Below are 5218 nucleotides of genomic sequence, written 5' to 3'. Positions count from 1 at the left end.
TAGCTTTCGTTCTGTCGAATCTACCTGTACTTCACACCTCATGTTCTGTTAAACATGACGCGCGCAGGAGTATTGGCGGGATGGTTTCGGGATACATGGTTCCGTCATTCCCATTCTTGGTTGTAAAGTTAAGATTACTGCTGTAATCTCCTGCTTTTCGCACTATGAGATGCTTATAGCAGAACTTGTCGTACTTCACCGTTAGTTCAATTAAGTACCAATCTATCGCGTAGATTCCAAGCGCAATTATAAGCGTTTATTAATTTTAATCAACAATTCCTTTAAGATTTGTTTCTCCTCTTCAGAAAGGACTTGAACGATTTCGTCCTCCACTTTTTGAAAGGATTCATTAAAGTCCTCGATCAATTCAACGGCCTTTGGCAAAACATAAATATTTTTTTGTCGTTCATTATTGACTGGGATTTTCCGCTCGATGAATCCTCTTTGCTCAAGACCTTGAAGCATACCTGTGATACTAGCCCCGCGTAGATGAAACCGATCAGCAAGATCCCTCTGAATTAATTCAGTTTCTTGGTTCTCGTAGATATAGCCAATTATTTTTCCTTGTTGAGCGTTTAACCCTAGCTCTTTTATGCTCTCGTCCGCTTTTTTCTTTAACTTAAGGCCAATAACCTGAAACAAATCCAGATAAGGCGTATTCTTGTGAGGCTTCATGAACGTTCCTCCTCATATTATTAGAAAACTAACTGTTAGTATGTAAACTATACAAACATCGAGCTTTCATGTCAATTAAATATTAGTTTATTGACAGTTAGTTTCCTAACAGTTATACTTCGAATTGTTTCCAGGCGTATCCAAGGAGGAATAACAATATGAAGAATGTAGTCCAAAGCTCATCTGCAGAAAAAATCACTGCTATTACGAATGCGCGTATTTTCGATGGAGAAAAAGTAATAGAATCAAGGAGTATTGTCATCAATGGGGAAACCATTGTTGCAGTAGGTGGAGACATTCCGGCGAATGCAACAATCATCGATGCTGAGGATGCAACATTACTGCCCGGCTTAATTGATGCGCATGTTCATACTTCCATCGGTGGATTACGGGATGCATTAAACTTCGGTGTGACGACAGAACTCGAAATGAACGGTGACTTTACAGAAAGAGGACGTGCGATCCAATTGAAAAATACGGAAGATATCGCTGATGTCCGTTCTGCAGGTACGGCAGTCACCGCTCCTGGTGGTCACCCGGATGAATTGCTGCCAGATGGGGATGAGATTCCAGAATTCGTATTAAAGGAATTGGAGAAGTTATCGAAGGAAGACCGGGAAGCTATGCTAGCCGCTTACGCCCACGATCATGAGGAAGTGCCGCAAGTAACAACGGTGGAAGAAGCGATTAAACATGTACATACCCAGGTGGAGAATGGAGCCGACTATGTAAAAATTATGATTGAAGAAGGAACTGTCATGGGCGCTCCTGGACTGCCTGTTTTAAGCGACGAAATTCTAAAAGCAGCGGTGGAAGAAGCCCATAAGTTCGATAAAGTCGTCATCGCCCACGTCTTGACTGCTCACTCTTCCCAAACCGCCATCGATCTTGGCGTAGATGGATTGGGCCACCTGTTTATCGACAGGCCCGATTACACGCCTGAGCTAGTGCAATCCATCGTCGATTCTGGCGCGTTTGTTACACCGTGCTTGGTTTTGAACTCATCCATTCTTGGGAACCCAGCATCGCAATTGGCGAATGACCCACGTGTTCATTCCAAATTAAGTCCAGAATGGATCGATATTTTGAACTCTAGCTTTAATACTTTCCCGCAAGGCAAAATAGAAAATAGCTTTAAAAATGTGATGGATCTTCACAGGGCCGGTGTGGATATTCTGGTCGGGACGGATGTCGCCCCCGTCCCCGTTCCGAACCTTGGCGGCCTTGCTCATGGAGCCAGCGTACATCATGAATTGCAATTACTGGTTACAGCCGGGTTCACTCCAATAGAAGCACTTCAATCGGCTACCTCGAAACCGGCCCGCAGATTCGGTCTTAATGATCGTGGCCGTATTGCCGAAGGTGCGCGCGCTGACCTAGTGCTGGTCAATGGCGACCCTACTACCAATATCTCGGATACCCTATCTATTAAAGCTATATGGTTCAAAGGTGTACAAAAAGAAAGGTAATTATTTCTACTTTTTTGTGCGGGTACTCTACTTCGAAGAGTGCCTTGCTATTCGACTTTGTAATTAAACTGCCCGTTAGCGGGGAAAAGGCAATCGGTTTTAGTCGATTGCCTTTTCGTCTAGATAATTGAGTTCTCGTTCTGCGTTAGCGCAACGAAAGTTGGGAGGTAATCATTATCAATCCGAAATAGATTGTCGCTCCCTTTGAAAAGCACTCACCGGGGTGCGGTTAAAAGACCATGGATCATTTTTACCCTTCATTCGTTAACCAAGAGGCACATCATCCAAGATCACACCAATTTCCGAAACACCATCCACTGGATCGCCATAGTCATATCTTGCGGTAATCTTTCCCTTCTTGTATACATAGCCTTGAAAAAATGATTCGCCTGTCGGTGAAAATCCTGCCGATTCCAATGTGGTTTGCAGCGATTTTATATGAGCGTCTCTACTATTAATATTAACGTAGAAGCGAAACATCAGCTCATCCATAAAGGTAATAACTATTTTTTTCGGAGGAGTTCCAATCGCTATGCTGAAATCCGGCGCTATATCCTTATATACATTTACAACCTTATTGATGAGAGATGGGTCAAACACATATTTTACTTTGGGCTCCGCCTTTATGTCGGGTAAATTTCCATCTGATGAATTCGCGTAGACCACTGTCAGATCGTCATCTATGCCATGTACAACCGACCATGTCATGAGAGTGTTATCACTTGAGCGGCCATAAACATCATTCTCCGTTTTGCCAAAAATCTTGTTGATTAAAGCGCTATCGGTAATCGGCCCATAGCCCGCGTCTGAAAGCATTTGTGGAACATCTAAGAGTGGACTTGTAAGTTTGTATACGAATGTCAGTTTTTGATAGTTGCCTTCAATCATCACTACATTAGGCTGTGTATCGACTAACGCCGGCGCATTATTGTAAGCAGCAATAACTTGGTCGAAGTATGATGTATCAAAGGCAAGCAGCCTGACATCGGCTGCTATTGGTGTACCTTTTGACTCTGTAGGTGTAGCTGTGTCAGGCGCAGGTGTAGTTGACGTTATCGGTGTATTCGTGGGAGTCGGGAAGGGATTTGTACATCCAGTTAAAATAGTTATGGTCAAAACAAACAGACAAATTCTAATCTGAAATTTTTGCATATGATTCCCCTTGTATAAAACTCATCTTCCTTCATAACCCATATATTGAAATATGAAATTTTAACTATCCTGCCCAGTAGATGAGAAAAGGCAGTTGATCATTGTGATCGGTGCCCTTAGTGTTGTTGAACTATAGTTCTCCGTCGACTGGGCACTATCATCAGGCCGTCACTCAGTTTTTGGAGGAACACGGAATCTTGCTTCTAGTCGTAAATCCACTCATCTCACATCAAGCCAAGAAGTCGAGTCTACATAAGGTAAAAACAGATGCGATTGATGCTTTTCGGCTATGTGAACTGTACTACAAAGAGGAATTTGAAGAGCATATAAGGCGAGGGACTGAGCTCCTAAATCTTCGCCATTTAACGCGGCAGTTTGAATCACTAACACAAATGTATGTACAGATAAAGCTGCAGTTCCAAGCGGTTTAAGATCAGGTATTTCCCGATTATAGAGGCATCTTCGGTGATCTATATTCAAAAGTTTCATTGTTGCTTTTAAAGCAGTTCACGACTCCTGGGGCTTTTCAAATAGCAGGTAAAACTACTGTTGCTCACGCAGTTGCTAGCCTCTGCCCCAGTCGTTCTGACCGCTGGGCTAGCGATAAAGCAAAGCTTATCATGGCAGCTGCAGCAAACAATCCTTTTCAGAAAGTAAGTTTTAGCAGCCATCTTGTAAGCCTCACGATGTTCATTAATTTACTCCTTCAGTACCAAGAGCATCTTTCACACCTACAAAGTCAGATAGATACTCTTGCTGAAAAAGTTGAAGCATATCAGATTATCCAATCGATTCCCGGTATTGGTAGCAAAATCGCTGCAACGATTCTGTCCGAGATCGGGGAAATCCATCGGTTCAATCACGCCAAAAAGCTGGTAGCTTTCGCAGGAATTGATCCTAGCGTCTACGCTTCGGGTAAGTTCACTGCAACAACCAATAAGATTACAAAACGCGGATCTAAGAAGCTGCGTCATGCCTTATATCTCGCTGTGCTATGCGGTCTAAAGAAGACCGGGAGCAAGAAATTACGTGAGTTTTATGATAAGAAACGTGATGCAGGTAAGCCTTATCGCGTTGCACTCATAGCCTGTGTTAACAAACTTCTTCACTGGATTTATGCTCTGCTAGTGAAACAAGAAAGGATTGTCGACTTAGCTTAGCACCATATTTATCATTCACAAGAAAAACCTTCCAGCATGCTCAGAGAAGGTTCTTTAGTGCACCTATTTTCAGTATACTGCTGATTCAATCTAAATTTAAGAGAAAAATGTTGACAAACTATTAGCTGGTTTTAGCGTAATATCATCTAGTGTCCATAACCGTGTGTTGCTTGAGAAAAATACGCTATTATGACAACAAAAACAAGGATAACACTCATTAATATAAGTGCAAAGCCTGTCAATCGTGCTGTCAAATTCCTTTTATACAGTTTAGATTTTCGAATAAACAGAAATCCAAACCCTAGCAACAACGCAATAATTATTCCAACATAATCGTCCAAGCAATCATCCCTTATCTTGATTATCATTTTGCTTTTCCAATTGAGCTATCGTTCCCAGTTAGCGTAATGACTTTACATTATCTCGATAACAAAACTCGCTGAACCATCCTCGAGGCAAGTAACATCTTCATAATGAATATGAAAACCAGATGGTACATTATTATAAGCCATAGAAAGTAGCTGTGTTGCTAAAGAAATTAGTCCCTCTTTATTTGCCTCTATGACAAAATCACTACCTAGTCTAGTCGCTTTTATTTGAAAGTTATCTTCCCAGAAAATCTTCAATCCTTTTTCTGGTTTATATTCAGGAATCTCAATTTCAATCTTCATTACAATATCCTCCCTGTATCCAAGACTATTATTGAGATTAGTATATCATTTCATATGTAACTTCTTTACACATAACTGACTTTTACTTCAA

4 protein-coding genes and 1 pseudogene are annotated in these 5218 nt (G+C 41.6%); 2 read left to right on the top strand and 3 right to left on the bottom strand.

The genetic code is table 11. The features are described 5' to 3' along the window. Positions 1-246: 246 nt before the first annotated feature. Positions 247-675, bottom strand: coding sequence for a MarR family winged helix-turn-helix transcriptional regulator (locus GC096_RS34480; RefSeq protein ID WP_171637060.1), 429 nt, complete (start codon positions 673-675; stop codon positions 247-249). Positions 676-833: 158 nt separating this feature from the next. On the opposite strand from GC096_RS34480, the gene GC096_RS34475 reads away from it, so the two are divergent. Then, positions 834-2144: an amidohydrolase family protein gene (locus tag GC096_RS34475; RefSeq protein WP_171637058.1), complete on the top strand. Its 1311-nt coding sequence runs from the start codon at positions 834-836 to the stop codon at positions 2142-2144. Between the two features lie 264 nt (positions 2145-2408). Here the strand turns inward: GC096_RS34475 and GC096_RS34470 are convergent, their stop codons facing one another. Then, positions 2409-3296: a hypothetical protein gene (locus GC096_RS34470; protein ID WP_171637050.1), complete on the bottom strand. Its 888-nt coding sequence runs from the start codon at positions 3294-3296 to the stop codon at positions 2409-2411. 143 nt (positions 3297-3439) lie between these two features. Here GC096_RS34470 and GC096_RS38950 point away from each other — a divergent pair. Continuing rightward, positions 3440-4456 (top strand): annotated as a pseudogene (locus GC096_RS38950) (IS110 family RNA-guided transposase); the annotation flags it as partial. Positions 4457-4869: 413 nt separating this feature from the next. Here the strand turns inward: GC096_RS38950 and GC096_RS34455 are convergent. Next, entirely contained in the window at positions 4870-5127 is a 258-nt protein-coding gene (locus GC096_RS34455) for an Imm32 family immunity protein (RefSeq protein ID WP_216626358.1), read from the bottom strand. Positions 5128-5218 lie beyond the last annotated feature (91 nt).

Origin of the sequence: Paenibacillus plantarum (assembly GCF_013141695.1) — a bacterium.
Lineage (GTDB): Bacteria > Bacillota > Bacilli > Paenibacillales > NBRC-103111 > Paenibacillus_E > Paenibacillus_E plantarum.
The sequence above is the reverse complement of the archived record's forward strand: the minus strand, read 5'-3'. Positions and strand labels throughout refer to the sequence as shown.